Here is a 20,881-nt window from a genome sequence, read left to right as displayed (position 1 = left end):
TCAATCACGGGTCCGCAACAATCCATTTTTTCGAATTTGTACGACTATTCGAAAGTTGCGGGGATCAGCCGATCAGCAGCACGTGCAGGAAGCGCGGGCCATGCGCGCCGCGGACATATTGGCCTTCGATGTCGGTGGTGCCCGAAACGCCCGTGATCCAATATCTTGCGCGGGGCCAGCCGGCGGGCGGGGGAACATCCTCCAGGTGCACGACCAGCGTCTCGCGGCGCACGAGCACGATGTGGTGGAGCGCCAAAAAATTGGGGAGCATCGGTGCCGTCGGGGTGGTGTCGAGCACCAGCGTCCCCGTTTCGGCCACCGCGGCGCTCGCCACCGCCAGCGCCGCGCCGCCGTCGATGGCGCAGCGCGATTCGATTTGCAGGCCGCTCCAGTCGAGCGAAGCGAGCAACGGATTGGGGGGCAAGTACAGGCCCGCCATCCCCGCTTCCTCCAGATAGCGGCGGACGACCCCGGGCACGTCCTCGAGCCGCGCGACGCGGTCGAGCGTGGCCGAGACGCTGGGCCCGGCGAGCCGGTCCGCGAAAGCCTCGACCAGGCCAGCACGATCGATCGCGGGCCGCTCGGGGCCGCGCAGCAGCGCATCGGCCTCGGCGCGGATATCTCCTGCTGGGCCGCCGGAAAGCCGGCGCAGGATCGCCTCGCGCGCGCTCATGTCCGTTTCCCCTTGGCGTAGAGCTCCATGAAGGTGCGACCCTGCGGCGCGGGCAGATCGCGGTGGCGAGTCCAGCCGCCGGCGAGGGGGATCGAGGCGATCCAGCCGCGTCCGAACAGCCGCATCGCGCGCACCGCCATGGCACTGCCCAGCCGATAGAGCCTGGGATGGCGGGCGGCCCAGGCCCAGAGCCGCACGGCGCCGCGCGTCCCCGTCGGTTCCAGCCCCTCGCGCCAGCTCTTCTCGCGCCACCCGCGCAGCAGCGTGGGGAGGGGGATCTTGACCGGGCAGACTTCCTGGCACTTGCCGTTCATCGTGCAGGCGTTGGGCAAGTTGCGGCTGGCGGCGAGCCCGTCGAGCACGGGGGTGAGCACCGCACCCATCGGCCCCGGATAGGTGCCGCCATAGGCATGGCCGCCGATCTGCCGGAATACCACGCAATGGTTCATGCACGCGCCGCAGCGGATGCAGCGGAGCATCTCGGCGAGTCCTTCGGCGCGCATCTTGGTGCGGCCATTGTCGACCAGCACGATGTGCATCTCCTCGGGCCCGTCGAGGTCGCCGGCGCGCTTCGGGCCGGTGTAGAAGCTGGTGTACTGCGTCAGCGTCGCCCCGGTCGCCGAGCGCGCGAGCATGCGCAGCATGTGCACGGCATGGTCCATCGAGGGGACGAGCTTCTCGATCCCCGCGGTGACGATATGGACGCGCGGGGGCACGACCGAGAGCTCGGCATTGCCTTCGTTGGTGACCGTGCAGACGCTGCCCGAATCCGCGATCAGAAAGTTCGCGCCCGAAATGCCGACGTCGGCCCCGAGCATAGCCGCGCGCAGATGCCGCCGCGCGCTCTCGGCCATCGCCGCGATCGTTTCCTCGACGTGCGGCTCGGCATGGCGTGCGCGGAACAGCGCGGAGACTTGGTCGCGCGTCTTGTGCATCGCCGGCCAGACGATGTGCGAGGGCCGCTCGTCGGCGAGCTGGATGATGTGCTCGGCGAGATCGGTCTCGATGCGCTCGATCCCCGCTTCGGCCAGCGCGTGCGGCAGGCCGATCTCCTCGCCAAGCATCGACTTGGAGCGCGCGGCCGACTTCGCCCCGGCGCGGCGACAGATGTCGGCCACGATGCGGCATGCCTCGTCGGCGGTCTCGGCCCAATGGACCTGCGCACCGGCGGCGATCGCATTGGCCTCGAACTGCTCGAGATAATGACCGAGATGGGCGATCACATGGTCCTTGATCGCCGCCGCGCGCGTCCGCGCCGCCTCGAAGTCGTGGAATGCCGCTACCGCGAGCGCGCGCTTGGCTTCGGCGGTGCCCGCGGTGCGCTCGACCGCAGTCTTGAGCACCGGATCGGCAAGCGCCGCCGCCGCGCGATCCTTGAAGCCGCTCATCCTTCCTCGCCGATCGCGGGGCCGTCGCCCATTCCGGCGAGCACTTCGACGGTGTGCATAGCGCGTACCGCCGAACCGCGCCGATGGAGCTTGCCGGCCATGTTCATCAGGCAGCCGAGATCGCCCGCGAGCAGCAGGTCGGCACCGCTCGCCTCGATCGCCGTCGCCTTTTCATCGGCGATGGCGTTGGAGATGGCGGGATATTTGACGCAGAAGGTGCCGCCGAAGCCGCAGCAGGTCTCTTCGCCGGCAAGCGGTGCGAGCGACAGCCCCTCGACTTCGCGCAGCAGCCGGCGCGGCTGTGCCTTGATGCCAAGCTCGCGCAGCCCCGAGCAGCTGTCGTGATAGGTGGCGGTGACGGGGAGCGACACGCCCTCGGGCCGCCAGCCGCAGACTTCGTCGAGGAAGGCGAGGATCTCCCAGGTCTTCGCCGCCAGCGCCTGCGCGCGCGGCAGCCAGACGGGGTCGTCGGCGAAGATCTCGGGATAATGGACGCGGATCGTCCCCGCGCACGAGCCGCTGGGGACGATGACATAGGGATGGCCTTCGAGCGCCTCGATCGTCGCACGCGCGATCGCAGCGGCATCCTTCTGGTCGCCCGAATTGAGCGCGGGCTGGCCGCAGCAGGTCTGCGCCCGCGGCACCGCCACGTCGCAACCCGCCGCTTCGAGCACGTCGATCGCGGCGAAACCGATCCGGGGACGCATCGCATCCACCAGGCAAGTGACGAACAGCGCGACCTGGCGACGCTCGCTCATCGGCAGGCCGCGCTGCCCAGCGGCGTCTTGCGCGTCAGGTCGGGACGCTCGGCGAGCACCTTCCCGGCGACCGGCTGCTTCAGCCCCTTCAGTTCCTGCGCGACCAGATCGGCCATGGCGCGGCCGCCGAGCTCGCTGAAGTGCGTGTCGTCGTCCACGCCCTTGGGAAAGCCCGGTGCGCCGTTCTGCGGCGTGTAGTGGAGGTAGAGCTTGCGCGCGCCTTGCTCGCCGAGCCGGTCGAGCATCGCCTGCGAACGCGCCTCGAGGTCGATCAGCGGCGTGTTGGTGGTGACGACCAGCTCTCGCATCACCTGGCTATAGGCGGCGAAATCGGCCTTGGCGTGGCCGCCCTCGAAGTTGCGGCGCATCGGCGGCGTGACGAGCACCGGCACCAGCCCGTGCCCGCGCGCTTCCCAGATCATGCGCAGCAGATTGTCGCGGTAGACGGTCGCGGCGGGCGCATAGCGTTCGGGCTTGTTGCTGCTGGCGTCGTTGTGCCCGAACTGGATCAGCACCAGGTCTCCCGGCGCGGCGTCCCCGAGCAGCTTGTCCCACCGGCCTTCGGAGAGGAAGGTCCGCGTGCTGCGCCCGCCGATCGCGCGGTTCTCGACTTGGACGTCGGGCGTCAGTCCGCACTTGAGGAACTGCCCCCAGCCGGTCTGCGGATAGCGCTCGGGACCGTAGAACTGCGCCGTCGAATCGCTCGCGATGAAGATGCGCTGGCCCGCCGGCGTCTGGCCCGCCGACGCGGGGCCGGCCAGCGCGAGCAGCCCCGCCGCCGCCGCGGCGAGCGCCCTCATTGCAGGTTCACGAAGGCGCCACCATCGACCAGCAGCGCCGCGCCGGTGACATAGGCGGCCATGTCCGAAGCGAGGAACACGATCGGACCGGCGAGATCCTCGGCCTGGCCGAGCCGGCCGAGCGGGATGCGGCCTTCCATGTACTTGCGCTTCTCGACGTCGGCGAGGTCCTCCTTGTTGATCTCGGTGAGGATCGTGCCCGGGAGGACCGAATTGCAGCGGATCTTGTGCTTGCCGAGCGCGATCGCGGTCGACTGCATCAGCGAATGGAGCCCCGCCTTGGTCGGCGTGTAGTGCGTCTGATACTCGCCGCCGACCAGCGCCGAGATCGACGACACCGCCACGAGCGCGCCGCCATGCCCCTGCTTGACCATCTGGTTGGCCGCCGCCTGGCACATGAAATAGCCGCCGAGCAGATTGACCTGCACCGTGCGCTGCACCGTCTCGACCGGCATGTCGAGGAAGCTGTGGAAGGGGCAGATGCCGGCGTTGGAGACCATCACGTCGACCTTGCCGAAGGCCTCGACGGCTTTCGCCACGAACTCGGTCGCGGTCTCGGGCGACGCGACGTCGCCCTTAACCGCCAGCCCGCGCTGGCCGGCCGCCTCGATCTCGGCGACGCAGGCAGCGGCGTCGTCGTCGCGGCTGTGATAGTTGATCACCACGTCCGCGCCCGCCTTGGCCGCGCCCACGGCGGCCGCGCGGCCGATACCCGTCGATGCGCCCGTGACGAGCACGGTCTTGCCTTCCAGAAGCTTCACTTCGCTCTCCCTATGATCGCAATATTATCGCCGCGCGCGCCGGGGTGGCCGGACGTCCGGGCTCCAGCCCAGATCGCTGCTGATCCGCTGCGCCGTCTCGCGCACTTCGCCGCTGAGCTCGTCCATGCGGCCGTCGTCCATATATTGCGCCGCGCTCGAGACGCTGATCGCCGCGACGATCTTGCCCGAGACGTCGCGGATCGGCGCCGCGACGCAGCGGATCAGATCCTCATTCTCCTCGAGGTCGAAGGCATGGCCCGCCTCGGAATAATCGCGCATCCGCTCGAACCAGATCTCGCGGTCGGCCTTGGGCGCGCCATGCGCCTGGTCGGCGCGGAACAGCCGCTCCCACTCGCCCTCGCTGGCGTCGATCAGCAGCGCCTTGCCGAGACCGGTCGAAGTGAGCGGCTGGCGGTCGCCGATGCGGCTCGAGATGTCGACGCGGCGACGACCCGGTATCTTGTCGAGGTAGAGCGCCAGATCGCCGTCGAGGCGGCCGAGGTGCACGGTATCCTCGGTGCGCGCGGCGAGATCCTCCATGCGCGGGCGCGCGATCTGGACGATGTCGGCCTGGCTCTGCGCGAGGAAGCCCAGCTGGATGAGCTTTGGGCCGAGCTGGTAGCCGTCGCGCGGCAGATAAGTGAGGAAACCGCGGTCGATCAGCGCGTTGGCCAGCCGGTGGGTGGTCGAGCGCGTGAGCCCCATCCGCTGCGACAGTTCGGCGAGCTTGACCGGCCCGTCGATCACCTTGTCGAGCATGTCGAGCCCCCGGACGAGCGTCTGGCTCCCCTGGACCTTGGGCGCGGCTTTTCCCTCTGCCGCGTCTGAATCAGCGTTTGACGTGTCTCGTCTCATCAAGTAACATCCTATCCCATAAAGTGAGAAAGTAAAGCATCGGAGAGGTTGAAGGCGGCTGGACGTCTCGGTTCAGGTTGATCCCAATCATCAGCCCATGTCGGCAAACGATATCATATGGTGGTATCGAGTGCTTGGCATTTTTCATATTGTAAAGTGGTGTCCGGCAATCTGGGACCGGGCGCGAAGAAGGGGACGAGTAGAGTGGCTTCAGCCGGGCTTTCCAGGATCAAGCAAGTTCGCGCCTTTACGGTGCGCGGTGGCGGCGCCGACTATCATGACCAGGGGGGTGGTCACTGGATCGACGATCACATCGCCACTCCGATGTCCAAATATCCCGAATATCGCCAGTCGCGGCAGAGCTTCGGCATCAACGTGCTCGGCACGCTGGTGGTGGAGATCGAGGCCGAGGACGGCACGATCGGCTTTGCGGTGACCACCGGCGGCGAGCCCGCGGCGTTCATCGTCGAGAAGCACCTCGCCCGTTTCCTCGAGGGCCGCAGCCCGACCGAGTATGAGAAGATCTGGGACCAGATGTACTTCTCGACCCAGTATTACGGCCGCAAGGGGCTGGTGGTGAACGCCATCTCGGGCGTCGACCTTGCGCTGTGGGACCTGCTCGGCAAGCTGCGCGGCGAGCCCGTCTATCAGATGCTCGGCGGCGCGGTGCGCGACGAGCTGCAATTCTACGCTACCGGCGCACGCCCCGACGTCGCCAAGGAACTGGGCTTCATCGGCGGCAAGCTGCCGCTCCACCACGGCCCGGCCGAGGGGCTGGAGGGGATGCAGAAGAACATCGACCTGCTCGCCGACATGCGCAGCAAGGTCGGCGACGACTTCTGGCTGATGTACGACTGCTGGATGGCGCTTGACGTCGACTACGCGACGCGTCTCGCGCACCGCGCCTACAACGAGTGCGGCCTCAAGTGGATCGAGGAGGCAATCAGCCCCGACGATTACTGGGGCTATGCCGAGCTGAAGCGCAACGCCCCCAAGGGCCTGCTGGTCACCACCGGCGAGCATGAGGCGACCCGCTGGGGTTTCCGCATGCTCATGGAGATGGACTGCTGCGACATCATCCAGCCCGACGTGGGCTGGTGCGGCGGCGTGACCGAGCTGCTCAAGATCTCGGCGCTGGCCGATGCGCGCGGCAAGCTGGTCGTGCCGCACGGCTCGTCGGTCTACAGCTATCATTTCGTGATCACGCGCCACAACTCGCCCTTCGCCGAGTTCCTGATGATGCATCCTGGCCCGACCGAGGTCGTGCCGATGTTCTACCCGCAGCTGATCGGCGAGCCGGTGCCCCAGAACGGGCGCCTGAAGGCCACCGCCCTCGACAATCCCGGTTTCGGCGTCGAATTGAACCGCGACCTGCCGATGCACCGCCCCTACACCCACTGAGCCGAGAGAAGAGCAAATATGAAATTCTGCCGTTACGGCCCCCGCGGACAGGAAAAGCCCGGCCTGATCGACGCCCAGGGCGCGATCCGCGACTTGTCCGGCAAGATCGACGACCTCACTGTCGCGGCGATCGCATCGCTCGGCGCGATCGACGCGGAGACGCTTCCCGTGGTCGAAGGCGAAGTGCGCTACGGCGTGCCGGTGAAGGGCATCGGCAAGATCGTCGCGATCGGCCTCAACTATGAGGATCACGCGATCGAATCGAACCTGCCGATTCCGACCGAGCCGGTGATGTTCATGAAGGCGCTGTCGAGCCTGACCGGCCCGAACGACGAGGTCATGATCCCCAAGGATTCGACCCATAGCGACTGGGAAGTCGAGCTGGGCGTGGTGATCGGCAAGACCGCGCGCTACGTCGACGAGGCCGACGCGCTGTCGCACGTCGCCGGCTACACGGTCGCCAACGACGTGTCCGAGCGCTTCAACCAGAAGCAGCGCGGCTCGCAGTGGAGCAAGGGCAAGGGCCACGATACCTTCTGTCCGGTCGGCCCCTGGCTGGTGACGCCGGACGAAGTCGGCGACCCGCAGGACCTCGACATGTTCCTCGACGTCAACGGCGAGCGGATGCAGACCGGCAACACGCGCACGATGATCTTCGACGTGAAGCAGATCATCGCCTACGTCAGCCAGTACATCACTCTCTACCCGGGCGACCTGCTGATCACCGGCACCCCGCCGGGCGTGGGCGAGGGCAAGAAGCCCAACGCCATCTTCCTCAAGGCCGGTGACACGATGCGGCTGGGAATCGCCAAGCTGGGCGAGCAGCAGCAGCAGGTCGTCGCGTGGCGCAACCTGGGTGACGAGGTGCTCGGGTGAGCCTTTACGCCGATCGCTTCGCGGGGCGCACCGCGGTCATCACCGGCGGCGCGTCCGGCCTGGGGCGCGCGGTCGCCAAGCGGCTGGTCGCCGAGGGCGGCAAGGTCGCGCTGTGGGATGTCAACGCTGACGCACTCGCCGAGGCCGCTGCCGAAGTGGGCGCGACTCACACCGCGCAGCTCGACGTAGCCGATGCGGCTGCGGTCCAGCGCGCCGCGGACGAAAGCGCGGCGGCGCTCGGGCGGCTCGACATCTTGGTATGCTCGGCTGGCATCACCGGCGCGACTGCGCCCGTGCATGAATATCCGATCGACAGCTGGCAGCGCGTCGTCGACATCAATCTCAACGGCCTGTTCTACTGCTGCCGCTCGGTGATCCCGCACATGCTGGCGAACGGCTATGGCCGCATCGTCAACGTCTCGTCGGTCGCGGGCAAGGAAGGCAATCCCAACGCCTCGGCCTATTCGGCGTCGAAGGCGGGCGTGATCGGCCTCACCAAGTCGCTCGGCAAGGAGCTGGCGGGGAAGGGCGTGATCGTCAACGGGCTGACGCCGGCGACCTTCGAGAGCCCGATCCTCGACCAGCTCCCGCAGAGCCAGGTCGATTACATGCGCTCGAAGATCCCGATGGGCCGCCTCGGCGAGGCCGAGGAGAGCGCCGCCATGATCCTGTTCATGGCGAGCGAAGAGTGCAGCTTCACCACGGCGTCGACCTTCGACACCTCGGGCGGGCGCACGACGTACTAGGCTAACCTAAGCCCCTCCCCTTCAGGGGAGGGGTCTGGGGTGGGGCAGGTGTCTCACCGAGACCGACCTAGCTGCCGATAGCCCCCACCCCAACCCCTTCCCTGAAGGGGAGGGGCTAATATTCGCTAGGGCACCAGCACCGTAGACCCCTGCGTCTCGCCCGCTTCGAGCCGGCGATGCGCCTCGGCCACATCCTCCAGCGCGAATCGCTGGCCGATCTCGGGCCGCAGCACACCCGCCGTCAGCAGCTCGAACACGCGCGCGGAGCCCGCTTCATGCTCCTCGGGCGTGGCATAGTAATGATGCATCGTGGGGCGCGTGACGAACAGCGACCCGTGCTGGTTGAGCTCGGCGAGCTTCACGCCCTCCACCGGCCCGCTGGCATTGCCGTAGCTGATGATCAGCCCGCGCCGCCGCGTGGCGCCGAGCGAGGCCTGCCAGGTCGCCGCGCCGACGCCGTCGAACGACACGGAGACGCCTTCGCCGCCGGTGATCTCGCGCACGCGCGCTGCGATGTCGTCCTGGCGTGAGAGCAGGACATGGTCCGCGCCCGCTGTCCGTGCGCGCTCGGCCTTGGCGTCGCTCCCCACCGTGCCGATCACCGTCGCCCCGACATGCTTGAGCCATTGCACGAGCAGCAGCCCCACGCCGCCCGCCGCGGCATGCACCAGCACCGTCCAGCCGGGCTGCACGCGCGCGCAGCGCTCGACGAGGAACTCGACCGTGCAGCCCTTGAGCAGCGATGCGGCCGCGGTCTCGTCGTCGATCGCGTCGGGCAGGCGATAGAGGCTCGCCGCAGCCAGGTTGCGCTCGGTCGCATAGGCGCCGAGGCCCGCGGCCCAGGTGCCGACGCGGTCGCCGGCCGCAAGGCTCTCGACGCCTGGTCCCACCGCCTCCACCACGCCGGCGGCCTCCATGCCCAGCCCGCTGGGGAGCGGCACGGTATAGAGGCCCGAGCGGTGATAGGTGTCGATGAAGTTGAGCCCCGCCGCGGTGGTGCGCATCCGCACTTCGCCGGGGCCGGGCGGGGGCAGGTCACGATCGACCCATTCGATCACCTCGGGTCCGCCGGTGCGCGTGATTTGTGCGATAAGTGCCATGATCTTCCCCTGCGGTGAAACGTGCAGGGCAAGTAGTGCGTCAGCCGCGGCGTTCCAGCCCCTTCAGGTCCTCGGGCGTGTTGATGTTGACCGGGCGCTCGCCGGTCTCGACCATCCTCGCCCCGATCCGTTCGGCGAAGCCGTAGACCGAATGGCGCGCGCTGCTGAACAGCAGCTCTTCGAGCGCACCGGCGGCGCGTGCGGGCCACAGCCCGATCACCGGCTGGTCGGCGAGGCAGGCGGGGGCGGGATCGAGCATTGCGCGCAGCTCCGCGGGCAGGCGCACGCAATCGACCGGGCTGGTCAGCAACAGGTCGAAGCCGTGACGCAGCGCATGGTCGAGCGCACCGCCGATGCCGCCCAATGGCCCCATGTCCGGGCCGGGCCAATCCTCCACCGAAGGCGCGAGCGGCGAGCTGCGCCCCACGATCACCAGCGCATCGCAATGCGGCCGCAGCGCCTCGAAAGCATGCTCGATCAGCGGCCGCCCGTGGAGCAGCGCCTCGGCCTTGTCCGACCCGAAGCGCCGCGCCTTGCCGCCGGCGAGAATGGCGCCGAGTGTTTTCATGCCAGTATCTCCACAGGGCGCCGCGCGGCGTCGAGCCGGATCGTAAGATTGGGCCAGTCGGCGCCGTGGCGGAGCATATGCTCGGTCAGCCGCTGATAGTGGAGCACGAAGGCGCGGACCTGCTCGTCGTCCATCGCCCCGGCACCCTGCCGGCGCAGCGCCTGCTCCTGCTCGATCCGCCAGTCGGCCACGACCTCGAACCCCGGTGCCGCCAGCAACACCAGCATGTCGATCCGCGCGAACAGCGCCGCATAGGGCCCGGCGAGCTGCGCGTTGACGAAGCCCCGCCAGCGTCCGTCGGCGTCGCGATCGCGCTCGAGCGCGTTGACCGGCGCTGCCAGTTCGGCGTCATCCTGCGGCCGCGCGCCGACGCACCAGCCCTCGAAGATCAGCACATCGGCAGGCCCATCGAAGCCTTCCCATTCGCCGGGCTCGTCGCGCCCCTTGTCGAATCGCGGCAGCAGCGTGTGCCCTTCGCGTCCGAGCGCCCCGATCACCTCGAGCCCCAGCGCCACGTCATGCGTCCCCGGCACGCCGCGCGTGCGCAGCAGCGGATGCACCGATGCGGCGAGCACCGCCCGCTGCGCCCCATCCAGGTATAGATCGTCGAGCGAGAGCAGCGCCGCGCGCAGCCCGCGCGCGCGAAGCCGCTCCGCCAGCTGCGCCGCCACGGTCGACTTGCCGCTGCCCTGCGCCCCGGCGATCCCGAGCACGAACGGAAGGGCACCAGCCTGCGCCAGCCGCTCGTCGAGCGCGGCGAGGATCGTTTCGGCGGTATCGGCCTGCAGCATCCCGTCCTTGTGCAGCGTGATGGAAGCGAAACAAGGTGCTTGCATCGTGATAGCGCTGTCAAATATGCCTGCGCGGCCGTGCATCCGTTCACGGCAGGGGAAAGCGATGGCGGGTCGTCCCACTATCAAGGAAGTGTCGAGGATCGCGGGGGTCTCGTTCAAGACCGTCTCACGCGTGCTCAACAACGAGAAGCACGTCAGCGAGGAAACCCGCAAGCGCGTCGAGGAAGTCGTCGCGCAGCTCAACTTCCGGCCGAGCCATGCCGCGCGCACGCTCGCGGGGCGGCGCTCGTTCCAGGTGGCGCTGCTCTACGACAATCCCAGCCCCTATTACGTCTACCACATCCAGGCCGGCGCGCAGCAGCGCTGCACCGAGCTGGGCTTCCGGCTGCTGCTCCAGCCGGTCGACAGCCAGTCCCCCGATCTGGTCTCCAACGTGCTCGCGCTGATCGACGAGACGCATCTCGACGGACTGATCCTCTCGCCGCCGGTGACCGAGGCGACCGGCCTGCTCGACGAGCTCGATCGGCGCGAAATCGCCTACGTCCGGATCGCGCCGGGCATCCGCAAGGGCGCCGGCCTTGCCGCGACGATGGACGACATCGCCGCCGCGCGCGAGATCACGCGCCACCTCGTCGGCCTCGGCCATCGCTCGATCGGCATCCTCAGGGGCCCCGAGAGCCACGTCTCCTCCTCCGACCGCCTCGCCGGGCATCGCGCCGAGCTGGAGGCGAATGGCATCGCCTTCGATCCCGAGCTGGTGGTGGCGGGCGACTACAGCTTCGCCTCGGGCGTCGAGGGCGCGCGCAAGCTGCTCCAGCGCAAGGACCGCCCGACCGCGATCTTCGCCGGCAACGACGACATGGCCGCAGGCGCGCTCGCCGTGGCGCACGAGATGGACATCGCCGTGCCCGATCAGCTCTCGATCGTCGGCTTCGACGATTCGGACCTTGCCAAGGCGGTCTGGCCGCCGCTCACCACGATGCGCCAGCCGGTCCGCGAACTCGCCTATGCCGCCGCCGAGCTGATGCTGGCCGGCAATGCCGAAGCGCCGCAGGTAACGCTCGCGCACGAGCTGATCGTCCGCGCGACCACGGGGCCGGCGCCGAAGGCGTAGCCGAGAACAATCCTGCCGGTGGGGGAGGATTGGGATCGCCTCAGAGCGCCCGGAACTTGAAATCCCGGAACTTCGCCGTTCCCGCCCCGGCCGAATAGAGCCCCGGCCGCAGCATCAGGAAGCCGCCGCGGACATTGTGGTGGTAGCCAGAGACTTCCATCCCCCGGTCGAAGCGCGCCCAGGTCTTCCCATCGTCGTCGCTGGTGTGGAAGGAGACGATGTGCCGGTTGTTGGTCACCCGCATCCGCATGCAGCGGCCGTGCGGGTTGGCGGGGCGGCCGCGCTCGATGCCGTACTGGTGCGTGACGAAGCGCTTCTCGTCGAAGCCGAGCCCGGCATAGAGCTTCTCGTCATAGAAGAGGATCAGCCCCGCGGTGCCGCCGGGCGCGATCTCGATGTCGCATTCGAACTGATAGGCCTGGTCGCCGGCGACGAGCAGCAGCGGGGCGGAATCGCTCGGCGCTTTGCCGCGCGCGTCGAGCAGCAGCGTGTTCTTCTCGACGCGGGCGCGGGCTGCCTCGTCGGCGGCGGGCTTGAAGAAATTCCACTTGCTGCCGAGCGCCAGGGTGGAGAAATCGTCGGACAGTGCGAAGCCGTGCGGCTGGGCGCTCCCGCCTTTCGGCTTGGCGATCGGCCTGGAGAGATCGCCGCCCTTCATCCGGAACCAGCCGTCGGCGGTCCATTCGACCGGATCGAGCAGCGTCTGGCGACCGAGCGTCCAATACCCGTTCTCATAGCCGTGGTAGACCGCCCACCAGCTCCCATCGGGTCCTTCGACCAGCGTCGCATGGCCGCGCGACCACCAGCGTTCGTCGAGCGAGGTGGTGCGCACCAGCGGGTTGTGCGGGCAATTCTCCCATGGGCCGGCGAGCGATTTTGAGCGCGCCGCGATCACCATATGGCCGGTGGGCGGGCCCGCGGTGCCGCCGACCGCAGTGATCATGTAGTAATAGCCGCCGTGGCGCATGACCTTGGGGCCTTCGGGCGAGAAGCCCTCCACGTCCCAATCGTTCGGATAATGCCAGGGATCGTAGACGTGCTCGGGCTCGCCGATCCGTGACAGGCCGTCGTCGGAGAGCCGCACCCGGTCGCCGCCCGAAAGGAACAGCCAGCGCGATCCGTCCTCAGCCACCGCATGGCCGGGGTCGATATGGTTGGGGAGCTGGAGGTCGATCGGATCGCTCCACGGCCCCTCGATCTTGTCCGCCCAGATCACATGGATGGTGTTGGGCGAGGCCTTGACCGGAATGTAGATGTAATAGCGGCTGCCGTGCTTGCAGAGCTCGGGCGCCCAGACCGATCCGATGTTCTGGCGCAGCGTGGCGGTGACCGGCCGCCAGTTCACCAGGTCGCGCGAATGCCAGATGACCAGCCCCGGATAGGAATCGAAGGTCGAGAAGGTCAGATAATAGTCGCGCCCGTCCTTCAGGATGCTCGGATCGGGATGGTCGCCGGCAACCAGCGGGTTGAGGAAAGTGCCGTCGCCAAGGTCGGGCACGCGCTGGTTGTCGAACCCGCGGCGCCACGTCGTTGCCGGGCGGGACTGGGCCGAAGCGGGGGTGAGGGGGAGGCCGGCGGCAAGCGCGGTGCCGAGTGCGGTGCGTCGGTTCATGCTCATGACACCGGTTTACCGTGAAGCGCGTTTCGCTCAACCCAGCGGACGTGCGCATTGTAAAAATGGTAGCGTCCCACGGCCGGACAGCCGTTAACCATCAGTTTCGGGGGCTAAATCGTAAATGAAACGTTAACGGTTTCGCTATGCAAAGCCCGATCCTGATCGCGGGTGTTCCCCGCCGCCATCCGATCCGAGCCCATGTCCGTCGCGCCGCGGCGGTCCAGCAGAAGGTGCGCGACGACAGCGACGTGAAGCTCTTTGCGATGAGCTTCGCCGCCTTCTTCGTCTGCTTCTACACCTTCATCCTTTAGGGCAGCATGTCCGGGCCGTGCGGCTCCCGCTCGGCCTTGTGCAGCAGCCAGGCGCAGAAGGCGGAGGCGAAGCACAGCGCCACCACGACCCAAATCGAATCCTCCACGCTCACGCCGGGGATCTGCGTCACGCCCAATATGCCGACCGAGCCGGCGACCATTGCGCCCGAATTGACGATGTTGTTCGCCGCCACGGTCCGCGCGGTCTGGGATTTCTCCACGGTGGTGGTGAGGAAGGCGTAGAGCGGCACGACGAACATGCCGCCGGTGACGGCGATCATCCCCAGGTCGAACAGCACGTGCCACGCGGCCGACAGGGCGATGAAGTCGCGCGTATCGAGCAGTGGCCCGTCGTTGACCGGCCAGAAGACCGCGGCGAAGTGAAAGTCGATCACGAACACCGCCATCGCGAGCACCGAAGCCACCGCGTAGCGCGCCGAGACCTCGCCCTTGAGCAGCCGGTTGATCACCACCGATCCGATCGCGATGCCGATCGAGAAGATCGCCAGGAACACGCTCGCCACGTCCTTCTGGGCATGGAAGACGTTCTTGACCAGCGGCGGAAAGAGCACGCCCAGCACCGCGGCGATCGTCCAGAACACGCTGATTGCGACGATCGCGAGATAGAGCCGCTTGATGTGCATCGTCGCGGCGATCAGCCGGTAGGACGAGCGGAAGATGTTGAAGTCGAGCTCGAGCTTGGTGAGCGGCGGGGCGGGGGGAATCTTGAGCGAGGAGAGCCAGCCCGCCAACGCGACGCAGATCACTGCGATCGCCGCGACATTGGGGCTGATCAAGCCGCCGGCGATCGTGCCGCACAGGATCGCGATATAGGTGCCAGCCTCGACCAGGCCCGTGCCGCCCAGCACTTCCTCGTGCCGCAGATGCTGCGGCAGCACTGCGTATTTGATTGGCCCGAAGAACGTCGAATGCACGCCCATGCCGACCAGCGCGACCAGCATCAGCTCCAGGCTCTTGAGGAAGATGCCCGCGGCGCCGACCAGCATGATCGCCACCTCGGCGGCCTTGATGATCCGCATGATCCGCGCCTTGTCATAGGTGTCGGCCAGCTGGCCGGCGAGCGCGGAGAAGAGGAAGAAGGGAAGAATGAAGATGCCGGTCGCGATCGCGCTGAACTGCGTCTCCTGCTCGACCGAGTTGAAGATCTGGTAGGTCGCGAAGAAGATCATCGCGTTCTTGAACAGATTGTCGTTGAACGCGCCGAGGAACTGCGTGACGAACAGGGGGAGGAAGCGGCGCTCCTTCATCAGCCCGAGCGCACCGATCATATCCTGCGAAACCCCTGATGCGGCGGACGAACCCGCCCGAACGACGCGTCCGCATAGCCGAGGCGGGGTTGAAGCGGCAACGGAAATTCCCTCCCGCTCGTTCGCGGGCGGTGCTAATGCGGAGCCCAGATGCTGACGCTGCCCAATATCCTGACGCTCTCGCGCATTCTGGCCGTACCCCTGCTCGCCGCCTTCCTCTGGTGGCCCGAATGGCGGGCGGGCTATGGCGTGGCCTTCGGTCTCTATTGCCTGATGGGCATCACCGATTATTTCGACGGCTATCTGGCGCGCGCGAAGGGCACCGTCTCGAAGCTCGGCATCTTCCTCGATCCGATCGCGGACAAGATCATGGTCGCCGCGGTGATCCTGATCCTGGTGGGCAAGGGCATCATCGCCGACCTGCACATCATCGCCGCGCTGGTGATCCTGGTGCGTGAGATCGCGGTCTCGGGCCTGCGCGAGTTCCTCGGCGGGCTGCGCGTCTCGCTCCCCGTCTCGCGCCTCGCCAAGTGGAAGACGGCGCTGCAACTCGTCTCGCTCGGCGCGCTGATCCTCGCCGGCGCGCTGCCCGACTGGCACTGGATCTGGATCGCGGGCCTCGCGGCGCTGTGGAGCGCGGCGGCGCTCACCCTCATCACCGGCTGGGACTATCTGCGCGTCGGTCTCAAGCACATGGACACGTAATGGACCTGCTCTACTTCGCCTGGGTGCGCGAGGCAGTGGGCACGGGGCAGGAGACAGTGGAGCCGCCCGCGGGGGTGGAGACCATCGCCGCGCTGATCGATTGGCTCGCGACGCGCAGCCCCGGCCATGCCGAGGCATTCCGCGAACCGGCCCGGCTGCGTGCCGCGATCGACCAGCAGTTCGTGCCGCTCGACGCCGCACTCGGCTCCGCGCGCGAAGTGGCGATCTTCCCGCCGGTGACGGGCGGATGATCCGCGTCTCGGTCGACCCGGCGCCGATCGAGCTCGCGGTCGAAGTCGCCGCGCTCGAGGCGCGGGGCGCCGGCGGCGTGGCGACCTTCACCGGCATCGTCCGTGGCGACGACGGCGTGACCGCGCTCGAGCTCGAACATTATCCCGGCATGACCGAGGCCTCGCTCGTCGCGCTCGCCGAGGCGGCAATGGCGCGCTGGGATCTGCTCGGCGTCACCATCGTGCACCGCGTCGGCGCGATGGCGGTCGGCGAGCGGATCGTCTTCCTCGGCACCGCCGCACACCACCGCCGCGAGGCGCTCGATGCGTGCGCCTTCCTGATCGACCGGCTCAAGACCGACGCGCCTTTCTGGAAGCGCGAGCATCGTGGCGGCGCGACCCGCTGGGTCGAGGCGCGGCATTCGGACGAGGCTGCGGCGCAGCGGTGGAGCGGGATCGGCGACTAGGGCCCTTCGGTCTAGCGCGCGTCTGCCAGCACGTCAGCGAGCAGCCGGAAGTCGCGTTCGCGTGGGGAGGCCTTGCGCCACACCAGCGCAATGTGGCGCGCGGCATTGTCCGCCTCGAGCGGGCGCGCAGTCACCTGGGTATGGTCGAGGATGCCGGCGTCGACTGCCATCTCGGGCAGCATCGTCACGCCCAGGCCATTGTCGACCATCTGCACCATGGTGTGGAGCGACGTACCGAGCATCGTCGCCTCCGCGCGCAGCTCGGGGCGGTTGCACGCGGCGAGCGCATGGTCCTTCAGGCAATGCCCGTCCTCGAGCATCAGCAGCCGCGTCTCGTCGATGTCCGCGGGCTTGACGGCGTTCGACGGGTCCATCTCGCCATCACGGAAAGCGACATAGAGCCTGTCGTCGAACAGCGGCGCCGCCTCGACTTCGCCGCAGGCAAAGGGAAGCGCGAGCAGCACGCAATCGGTGCGGCCGTGGTGGAGGCCTTCGCACGCCTGGCCGCTCGTCTCCTCGCGCAGGTAGAGCTTGAGGTCGGGATAGTCGCGCCGCAGCCGCGGCAGGATGCGCGGCAGCAGGAAGGGGGCGATCGTCGGGATCACGCTCATCCGCATCTCGCCCGAAAGCGGCCGGCCGGCGGCGCGGGCGAGATCGCCCAGCTCATCGGCCTCGCGCAGCACGCGGCGCGCCTTTTCGACGATCCGCTCGCCCAGCGGCGTGAAGCGCACCACCCGCCGCGTGCGCTCGACCAGCACCACGCCGATCAGCGTCTCGAGCTCGCGAATGCCTGCGGAAAGGGTGGACTGGGTGACGAAGCACGCCTCGGCCGCGCGGCCGAAATGCCCCGCGTCGTGCAGCGCCACCAGATATTGGAGCTGCTTGAGCGTCGGGAGGTAGGTCTGCGCCACTTATCGCCCCTGTCGATTGTCGGGGCGGTATATAGTGATTTAGCCGATTATTACAATCCTCCCCGGAGCCCTGAAGCGCCAGGGAGGATCGAAAATCAGGCCGCCTGTTCGAGCTCGGCCGGCAGGCGGATCAGATAGTCGAAGGCCGAGAGCGAGGCAGTCGAGCCCGCGCCCATCGCGATCACGATCTGCTTGTACGGCACGGTCGTGCAGTCGCCCGCCGCGAAGATGCCCGGCTGCGAAGTGGCGCCGCGATCGTCGATCTCGATCTCGCCGCGCGGCGAGAGGGCGATCGTGTCCTTCAGCCACTCGGTGTTGGGCACCAGCCCGATCTGGACGAAAATGCCTTCGAGCGCGACCTCGTGCTCGGTGCCGTGGTTGCGGTCCTTGTAGACCAGGCCCGTCACCTTCTCGCCGTCGCCGTCGACGCGGGTGGTGAGCGCCGAAGTGATGATCTTGACGTTGGGCAGGCTGGCGAGCTTGCGCTGGAGCACCGCATCGGCGCGGAGCTGGCTGTCGTACTCGATCAGCGTCACGTGCGCGACGATGCCGGCCAGGTCGATCGCGGCCTCGACGCCCGAGTTGCCGCCGCCGATCACCGCGACGCGCTTGCCCTTGAACAGCGGGCCGTCGCAGTGCGGGCAATAGGCCACGCCCTTGTTGCGATATTCGTCCTCGCCCGGCACGCCCATCGTCCGCCAGCGCGCGCCGGTGGAGAGGATCAGCGTCCGCGCCTTCAGGCTCGCGCCGTTCGCCAGCACCAGCTCGTGCAGCCCGCCCTCTTGCGCCGCCGGGATCAGCTTCTCGGCGCGCTGGAGGTTCATCACGTCGACGTCATAGTCCTTGACGTGCTGCTCGAGATGCGCGGCGAGCTTGGGACCTTCGGTGTGCGGCACCGAGATGAAGTTCTCGATCGCCATCGTGTCGAGCACCTGGCCGCCGAAGCGCTCGGCCGCAACGCCGGTGCGGATGCCCTTGCGCGCGGCATAGATCGCCGCCGCCGCGCCGGCGGGGCCGCCGCCGACCACGAGCACGTCGAACGGCTCCTTCTTGCCGATCTTCTCGGCGGCGCGCTTCTCGGCGCCGCTGTCGATCTTCGCGACGATCTGCTCCAGCTCCATGCGGCCCTGGCCGAACACTTCGCCGTTCAGATAGACGGTCGGCACCGCCATCACTTTCCGGGTCTCGACTTCGTCCTGGAACAGCGCGCCGTCGATCGCGACATGGCTGATCCGCGGGTTGAGCACGGCCATCAGGTTGAGCGCCTGCACCACGTCCGGGCAGTTCTGGCACGAGAGCGAGAAATAGGTCTCGAAGGCGAAGTCGCCGTCGAGGTCCTTGATCTGCTCGATCAGCTCCTGCGCGGCCTTGGAGGGGTGGCCGCCGACCTGGAGCAGCGCGAGCACCAGCGACGTGAACTCATGCCCCATCGGCAGCCCCGCGAAGCGCACGCCGATGGCGGTGCCGGTGCGGCGGATGAGGAAGCTGGGCTTGCGCGCATCGTCTTCGCGGACGACCGCGATCTTGTCCGAAAGCGCGGCGATTTCGTTCAGCAGCGTCTCGAGCTCGCGGCTCTTGGCGTCGTCGCCCAGGCTCGCGACGAGTTCGATCGGCTCGCGGATGTTGACCAGATAGGCCTTGAGCTGCTGCGTCAGATTGGCGTCGAGCATGGAAAGCGGTTCCTGTTGCACGCTGGAGAAAGTGCCTGCCCACGTCCGTCCGTGGCGCCGAGAGGGGGGAGGCGCCGGAGGGCATGGACGAACGCGGACAGACGAGGTCCCAGGGGAACCTCAAACAAATGGCCCGGGGCGAGGGGGAGTCGCCCCGGGCCACTAAGCACCCCAAGGGGGCTGGGGGTGCTTAGATCTTGCCGACGAGGTCGAGCGACGGCGCGAGCGTCTCGGCGCCTTCTTCCCACTTGGCCGGGCAGACCTGGCCGGGGTTCGCAGCGATATACTGCGCGGCCTTGATCTTGCGGAGCAGCTCGGCGGCGTTGCGGCCCACGCCTTCCGACGTGATCTCGACGAGCTGGATCACGCCCTCGGGATCGACCACGAAGGTACCGCGGTCGGCCAGGCCCTGGCCTTCACGGAGCACGTCGAAGTTGGTCGACAGCACGTGGTTCTGGTCGCCCAGCATGTAATAGTTGATCTTGCCGATCGCGGGCGAGGTGTCGTGCCAGGCCTTGTGGCTGAAGTGCGTGTCGGTCGAGACCGAATAGACTTCCACGCCCATCTTCTGGAGCTGCGGATAGACGTCCGCCAGGTCCTCGAGCTCGGTCGGGCACACGAAGGTGAAGTCCGCCGGATAGAAGAAGAAGACCGCCCACTTGCCCTTCACGTCGGCGTCGGTGACGGTCACGAACTTGCCTTCCTTGTAAGCCTGAGCGGTGAACGGCTTGATCGTGCTTCCGATGAGCGCCATGCGAAATTTCCTCCAAAGGCGGTTGTTGTTGCGACGCGGGATATATGCGCGCTGCACCGCAATGCAAAACGGGAAGGGTCGCTGGCAGTGATCGATTGCGTCACTTAATCGGTGCGCACTAATCGAACGTGCATGCAGTGCCTTGCGGATCGCTCTTGCGAAGGAGTCTGCGGGATATGGGGCCGCGACGCGGTTTTCCGCAGCGCGGCAGATAGCTCAGCGCAGCGCGAGGTAGAGATTGTAGAGGCTGGTGAGCGTCAGCACCACGCCGACCATCAGCATCAGCGCCTTGGCCGGCACGCGCTTGGCCAGCATCGCGCCCAGCGGCGCCGCGATCACGCCGCCGACCAGCAGGCCGACCGTCGCGAGCGTGAATGCCTCCCAGCCGAGCTGGGTGATGAAGGTGGCCGAGATCGTGGTGGTGACGAAGAATTCGGCGGTGTTGACCGTGCCGATCGTCATCCGGGGGCTCGATCCCTGGACGAGCAGGTTCGAAGTCACCACCGGTCCCCAGCCGCCGCCGCCCGCGGCGTCGAGGAAGCCGCCGGCGAGGCCCAGCGGCTCGACGATCTTGGGGCTGCGCTCGTGCGGCGGATAATGCTGCGCGCGCCACAGCAGATAGAGGCCGATGCCGGTCAGATAGGCGAGGATGAACGGCTTGGCGGTGGCCGCGTTGATGTTCGAGAGCACGAAGGCGCCCAGCGCGCCGCCGATCACGCCCGGGATCGCGATGCGCAGGAACAGCTTCCAGTTCACGTTGCGATGCATCGCGTGGCTGATTCCCGACACCGCGGTGGTGAAGGTCTCCACCGTGTGCACGCCTGCGGAGGCCATCGCCGGGGGCACGCCCAGGCTCAGCAGCAGCGTGTTGGAGATGACCCCGAAGGCCATCCCCAGTGCGCCGTCGACCATCTGCGCGGCGAATCCGACCAGGACGAAGGGAAGGAACGCTAGCAGGTCAATTCCGAAGATCATCCGCGCCCTTCACTCGCCGTTTGCGGTGACAGGAATGCCGTGCCCGCCGAATTCCCACAAGATACATAGTGTTTAGGCGCGACAAGGTTCGGGCAGGGGCGTTCTGGAAAAATTCTCCTCGGCGCACTAAATGGCGCTGAA

General features: G+C 67.7%; 23 protein-coding genes. 8 read left to right on the top strand and 15 right to left on the bottom strand.

Annotated elements, in window-relative coordinates; genetic code table 11:
* Positions 1–64: 64 nt before the first annotated feature.
* Genes J7500_RS07320 through J7500_RS07295 form a run of 6 tightly spaced genes read right to left on the bottom strand, consistent with a single transcriptional unit; the run spans position 65 to position 5,235 of the window.
* Positions 65–673, bottom strand: coding sequence for an LUD domain-containing protein (locus tag J7500_RS07320; RefSeq protein ID WP_294060995.1), 609 nt, complete (start codon positions 671–673; stop codon positions 65–67).
* On the bottom strand, positions 670–2,061 hold the full coding sequence (locus J7500_RS07315; RefSeq protein ID WP_294060994.1) for a lactate utilization protein B: 1,392 nt from the start codon (positions 2,059–2,061) through the stop codon (positions 670–672). The genes J7500_RS07320 and J7500_RS07315 overlap by 4 nt, the downstream gene beginning before the upstream one ends.
* Complete coding sequence (locus tag J7500_RS07310) at positions 2,058–2,819, bottom strand: (Fe-S)-binding protein (protein WP_294060993.1); 762 nt, start codon at positions 2,817–2,819, stop codon at positions 2,058–2,060. Before J7500_RS07310 ends, J7500_RS07315 begins: the two co-directional genes overlap by 4 nt.
* Positions 2,816–3,619 carry a rhamnogalacturonan acetylesterase gene (locus tag J7500_RS07305; protein ID WP_294060992.1) on the bottom strand — a complete coding sequence of 268 codons (804 nt, stop codon included), beginning with the start codon at positions 3,617–3,619 and terminating at the stop codon, positions 2,816–2,818. Before J7500_RS07305 ends, J7500_RS07310 begins: the two co-directional genes overlap by 4 nt.
* Positions 3,616–4,380 (bottom strand): SDR family NAD(P)-dependent oxidoreductase, encoded by a 765-nt coding sequence (locus J7500_RS07300; RefSeq protein ID WP_294060990.1) that lies wholly within the window; start codon positions 4,378–4,380, stop codon positions 3,616–3,618. Before J7500_RS07300 ends, J7500_RS07305 begins: the two co-directional genes overlap by 4 nt.
* 24 nt (positions 4,381–4,404) lie before the next feature.
* Positions 4,405–5,235, bottom strand: coding sequence for an IclR family transcriptional regulator (locus J7500_RS07295; protein WP_294060989.1), 831 nt, complete (start codon positions 5,233–5,235; stop codon positions 4,405–4,407).
* Positions 5,236–5,439: 204 nt separating this feature from the next.
* Here J7500_RS07295 and rhmD point away from each other — a divergent pair, with 204 nt between their 5' ends.
* Genes rhmD through J7500_RS07280 form a run of 3 tightly spaced genes read left to right on the top strand, consistent with a single transcriptional unit; the run spans position 5,440 to position 8,258 of the window.
* Positions 5,440–6,636, top strand: a complete 1,197-nt coding sequence (gene rhmD, locus J7500_RS07290; protein WP_294060988.1) for an L-rhamnonate dehydratase — start codon at positions 5,440–5,442, stop codon at positions 6,634–6,636.
* Positions 6,637–6,654: 18 nt separating this feature from the next.
* A complete protein-coding gene (locus J7500_RS07285; RefSeq protein ID WP_294060986.1) occupies positions 6,655–7,512 on the top strand; it encodes a fumarylacetoacetate hydrolase family protein in 858 nt (285 codons plus the stop codon).
* Positions 7,509–8,258 carry an SDR family NAD(P)-dependent oxidoreductase gene (locus tag J7500_RS07280; RefSeq protein ID WP_294060984.1) on the top strand — a complete coding sequence of 250 codons (750 nt, stop codon included), beginning with the start codon at positions 7,509–7,511 and terminating at the stop codon, positions 8,256–8,258. The genes J7500_RS07285 and J7500_RS07280 overlap by 4 nt, the downstream gene beginning before the upstream one ends.
* Before the next feature lie 125 nt (positions 8,259–8,383).
* On the opposite strand, the gene J7500_RS07275 is transcribed toward J7500_RS07280, so the two are convergent.
* The 3 genes from J7500_RS07275 to J7500_RS07265 are packed head-to-tail and all read right to left on the bottom strand — an operon-like array spanning position 8,384 to position 10,762.
* Entirely contained in the window at positions 8,384–9,358 is a 975-nt protein-coding gene (locus tag J7500_RS07275) for a quinone oxidoreductase (RefSeq protein ID WP_294060983.1), read from the bottom strand.
* Between the two features lie 40 nt (positions 9,359–9,398).
* Positions 9,399–9,926 (bottom strand): molybdenum cofactor guanylyltransferase, encoded by a 528-nt coding sequence (locus J7500_RS07270; RefSeq protein WP_294060981.1) that lies wholly within the window; start codon positions 9,924–9,926, stop codon positions 9,399–9,401.
* Positions 9,923–10,762, bottom strand: a complete 840-nt coding sequence (locus J7500_RS07265; RefSeq protein WP_294060980.1) for a kinase — start codon at positions 10,760–10,762, stop codon at positions 9,923–9,925. Before J7500_RS07265 ends, J7500_RS07270 begins: the two co-directional genes overlap by 4 nt.
* Before the next feature lie 61 nt (positions 10,763–10,823).
* Here J7500_RS07265 and J7500_RS07260 point away from each other — a divergent pair, with 61 nt between their 5' ends.
* Positions 10,824–11,834 carry a LacI family DNA-binding transcriptional regulator gene (locus J7500_RS07260; RefSeq protein ID WP_294060979.1) on the top strand — a complete coding sequence of 337 codons (1,011 nt, stop codon included), beginning with the start codon at positions 10,824–10,826 and terminating at the stop codon, positions 11,832–11,834.
* A 40-nt stretch (positions 11,835–11,874) separates the two neighbouring features.
* On the opposite strand, the gene J7500_RS07255 is transcribed toward J7500_RS07260, so the two are convergent.
* A complete protein-coding gene (locus J7500_RS07255) occupies positions 11,875–13,452 on the bottom strand; it encodes a family 43 glycosylhydrolase (RefSeq protein ID WP_294060977.1) in 1,578 nt (525 codons plus the stop codon).
* 140 nt (positions 13,453–13,592) lie between these two features.
* Between J7500_RS07255 and J7500_RS07250 the strand changes: the two genes are divergently transcribed.
* A complete protein-coding gene (locus tag J7500_RS07250) occupies positions 13,593–13,760 on the top strand; it encodes a hypothetical protein (protein ID WP_294060976.1) in 168 nt (55 codons plus the stop codon).
* On the opposite strand, the gene J7500_RS07245 is transcribed toward J7500_RS07250, so the two are convergent.
* The gene (locus J7500_RS07245) at positions 13,757–15,049 is read right to left on the bottom strand and encodes an MFS transporter (protein WP_294060975.1); all 1,293 of its coding nucleotides are present in this window, start codon (positions 15,047–15,049) and stop codon (positions 13,757–13,759) included. The two genes, J7500_RS07250 and J7500_RS07245, sit on opposite strands and share 4 nt — an antisense overlap.
* 129 nt (positions 15,050–15,178) lie before the next feature.
* Between J7500_RS07245 and pgsA the strand changes: the two genes are divergently transcribed.
* Genes pgsA through J7500_RS07230 form a run of 3 tightly spaced genes read left to right on the top strand, consistent with a single transcriptional unit; the run spans position 15,179 to position 16,430 of the window.
* A complete protein-coding gene (pgsA, locus tag J7500_RS07240) occupies positions 15,179–15,733 on the top strand; it encodes a CDP-diacylglycerol--glycerol-3-phosphate 3-phosphatidyltransferase (protein WP_294060973.1) in 555 nt (184 codons plus the stop codon).
* A complete protein-coding gene (moaD, locus tag J7500_RS07235; RefSeq protein WP_294060972.1) occupies positions 15,733–15,984 on the top strand; it encodes a molybdopterin converting factor subunit 1 in 252 nt (83 codons plus the stop codon). Before pgsA ends, moaD begins: the two co-directional genes overlap by 1 nt.
* Entirely contained in the window at positions 15,981–16,430 is a 450-nt protein-coding gene (locus J7500_RS07230; RefSeq protein WP_294060971.1) for a molybdenum cofactor biosynthesis protein MoaE, read from the top strand. Before moaD ends, J7500_RS07230 begins: the two co-directional genes overlap by 4 nt.
* A gap of 11 nt (positions 16,431–16,441) precedes the next feature.
* Here J7500_RS07230 and J7500_RS07225 read toward each other — a convergent pair whose 3' ends face one another.
* The 4 genes from J7500_RS07225 to J7500_RS07210 all read right to left on the bottom strand — a co-directional run bounded on the left by J7500_RS07225 (position 16,442) and on the right by J7500_RS07210 (position 20,740).
* Positions 16,442–17,341, bottom strand: coding sequence for a hydrogen peroxide-inducible genes activator (locus J7500_RS07225; RefSeq protein WP_294060970.1), 900 nt, complete (start codon positions 17,339–17,341; stop codon positions 16,442–16,444).
* Positions 17,342–17,436: 95 nt separating this feature from the next.
* Positions 17,437–19,011, bottom strand: a complete 1,575-nt coding sequence (ahpF, locus tag J7500_RS07220; RefSeq protein WP_294060969.1) for an alkyl hydroperoxide reductase subunit F — start codon at positions 19,009–19,011, stop codon at positions 17,437–17,439.
* Between the two features lie 190 nt (positions 19,012–19,201).
* Positions 19,202–19,765, bottom strand: a complete 564-nt coding sequence (gene ahpC / locus J7500_RS07215) for an alkyl hydroperoxide reductase subunit C (protein ID WP_294060967.1) — start codon at positions 19,763–19,765, stop codon at positions 19,202–19,204.
* 216 nt (positions 19,766–19,981) lie between these two features.
* Positions 19,982–20,740, bottom strand: coding sequence for a sulfite exporter TauE/SafE family protein (locus tag J7500_RS07210; protein ID WP_294060966.1), 759 nt, complete (start codon positions 20,738–20,740; stop codon positions 19,982–19,984).
* Positions 20,741–20,881: the final 141 nt, after the last annotated feature.

This window comes from Sphingomonas sp. (genome assembly GCF_017744835.1).
Taxonomy (GTDB): Bacteria; Pseudomonadota; Alphaproteobacteria; order Sphingomonadales; family Sphingomonadaceae; genus Sphingomonas.
Note: the sequence above shows the minus strand (reverse complement) of the source record. Positions and strands in the feature narration are given on the sequence as shown.

Excerpts from the sequence above, each read along its gene's own strand:
- J7500_RS07230 (WP_294060971.1), top strand. The coding sequence starts at position 15,981 with ATGATCCGCGTCTCGGTCGACCCGGCGCCGATCGAGCTCGCGGTCGAA.
- J7500_RS07310 (WP_294060993.1), bottom strand. The coding sequence starts at position 2,819 with ATGAGCGAGCGTCGCCAGGTCGCGCTGTTCGTCACTTGCCTGGTGGAT.
- J7500_RS07275 (WP_294060983.1), bottom strand. The coding sequence starts at position 9,358 with ATGGCACTTATCGCACAAATCACGCGCACCGGCGGACCCGAGGTGATC.
- J7500_RS07320 (WP_294060995.1), bottom strand. The coding sequence starts at position 673 with ATGAGCGCGCGCGAGGCGATCCTGCGCCGGCTTTCCGGCGGCCCAGCA.
- J7500_RS07270 (WP_294060981.1), bottom strand. The coding sequence starts at position 9,926 with ATGAAAACACTCGGCGCCATTCTCGCCGGCGGCAAGGCGCGGCGCTTC.
- moaD (WP_294060972.1), top strand. The coding sequence starts at position 15,733 with ATGGACCTGCTCTACTTCGCCTGGGTGCGCGAGGCAGTGGGCACGGGG.
- J7500_RS07245 (WP_294060975.1), bottom strand. The coding sequence starts at position 15,049 with ATGATCGGTGCGCTCGGGCTGATGAAGGAGCGCCGCTTCCTCCCCCTG.
- J7500_RS07210 (WP_294060966.1), bottom strand. The coding sequence starts at position 20,740 with ATGATCTTCGGAATTGACCTGCTAGCGTTCCTTCCCTTCGTCCTGGTC.
- J7500_RS07305 (WP_294060992.1), bottom strand. The coding sequence starts at position 3,619 with ATGAGGGCGCTCGCCGCGGCGGCGGCGGGGCTGCTCGCGCTGGCCGGC.
- J7500_RS07255 (WP_294060977.1), bottom strand. The coding sequence starts at position 13,452 with ATGAGCATGAACCGACGCACCGCACTCGGCACCGCGCTTGCCGCCGGC.
- ahpF (WP_294060969.1), bottom strand. The coding sequence starts at position 19,011 with ATGCTCGACGCCAATCTGACGCAGCAGCTCAAGGCCTATCTGGTCAAC.
- ahpC (WP_294060967.1), bottom strand. The coding sequence starts at position 19,765 with ATGGCGCTCATCGGAAGCACGATCAAGCCGTTCACCGCTCAGGCTTAC.
- J7500_RS07260 (WP_294060979.1), top strand. The coding sequence starts at position 10,824 with ATGGCGGGTCGTCCCACTATCAAGGAAGTGTCGAGGATCGCGGGGGTC.
- pgsA (WP_294060973.1), top strand. The coding sequence starts at position 15,179 with ATGCTGACGCTGCCCAATATCCTGACGCTCTCGCGCATTCTGGCCGTA.
- J7500_RS07250 (WP_294060976.1), top strand. The coding sequence starts at position 13,593 with ATGCAAAGCCCGATCCTGATCGCGGGTGTTCCCCGCCGCCATCCGATC.
- J7500_RS07285 (WP_294060986.1), top strand. The coding sequence starts at position 6,655 with ATGAAATTCTGCCGTTACGGCCCCCGCGGACAGGAAAAGCCCGGCCTG.
- J7500_RS07295 (WP_294060989.1), bottom strand. The coding sequence starts at position 5,235 with ATGAGACGAGACACGTCAAACGCTGATTCAGACGCGGCAGAGGGAAAA.
- J7500_RS07265 (WP_294060980.1), bottom strand. The coding sequence starts at position 10,762 with ATGCAAGCACCTTGTTTCGCTTCCATCACGCTGCACAAGGACGGGATG.
- J7500_RS07315 (WP_294060994.1), bottom strand. The coding sequence starts at position 2,061 with ATGAGCGGCTTCAAGGATCGCGCGGCGGCGGCGCTTGCCGATCCGGTG.